Origin of the sequence: Streptomyces sp. WAC06614, assembly GCF_003949795.1 — a bacterium.
GTDB lineage: Bacteria > Actinomycetota > Actinomycetes > Streptomycetales > Streptomycetaceae > Streptomyces.
The window spans coordinates 1-884 of the sequence record NZ_RPRY01000733.1; the positions used below are offsets into that span (position 1 = coordinate 1).

Below are 884 nucleotides of genomic sequence, written 5' to 3' on the forward strand. Positions count from 1 at the left end.
GGGCCGGGCGGGGCTGACGCGCCGGCCGGCACCACCCCGGCGGGCGACCCCGGCCACCGGCGCGAACCCGCCCCCTATCTGGGTGACTTCGTCACCCTCGGCCCCGTCGGCACCGCCCTGCTCGCCTACGCCCGGCCCCGCGTCCTGCTGATCGACGAGCTCGACAAGAGCGACATCGACCTGCCCAACGACCTGCTCCACGTCCTGGAGAACGGCAGCTACGAGGTCCCGGAGCTGGTCCGCAGCGCCCTGCCGACGGTCAGCGTGTTCACGGACGACCCGGGCGGCCGGGCCGAGATCGTCGGCGGCCGGGTCGAGTGCCGGGAGTTCCCGCTCGTGGTGATCACCAGCAACGGCGAACGGGAGTTTCCGGCCGCCTTCCGGCGCCGCTGTCTGCCGCTCGAGATGCGTCCGCCCAGCCGGGAGCAGCTCGTCTCGATCGTGGTCAGCCACCTGCGGAGCAGGCCCGAAGCGGTGGACGCGTTGATCGACGACTTCGAGCGGCGGGTGCGGACCGGGGGCACCCAGTCGGTCGACCAGTTGCTCAATGCAGTCCATCTGACCACAGCGGGTGGTTTTCAGGCGGACTCCGACGGGCGTAAGCTCATTGAACTGCTGTTGCGCGACCTCGCGAAAGGCCGCTGATGGACGGCACTCCCAGGGAGCGCGCACCCGATGCCCGTACGGGGGCGGTCGGTACCTTCGGCGACGCTCCCTCCGGTGACGGTGCGACCTGGCGGGAGATCGCCGACGCCGTCTGGCTGACGGCGGCCCAGCGGGCCGCGGCGCCGCCGGAGGCCGAGGAGCAGCCCCCTCCCACGCCGTCCGAGCCGGAGCGCACCCCCGAGCGGGCCCCGGAGCGGGCCGCCGACCCGGCCCCCGCC

At 73.8% G+C, this 884-nt stretch carries 2 pseudogenes; both read left to right on the forward strand.

What is annotated here, in order from left to right:
- Nucleotides 1-645 (forward strand): annotated as a pseudogene (locus EF918_RS36195) (MoxR family ATPase); the annotation flags it as partial.
- A pseudogene (locus EF918_RS36200) lies at nt 645-884 on the forward strand (hypothetical protein); the annotation flags it as partial. The pseudogenes EF918_RS36195 and EF918_RS36200, both read left to right, overlap by 1 nt.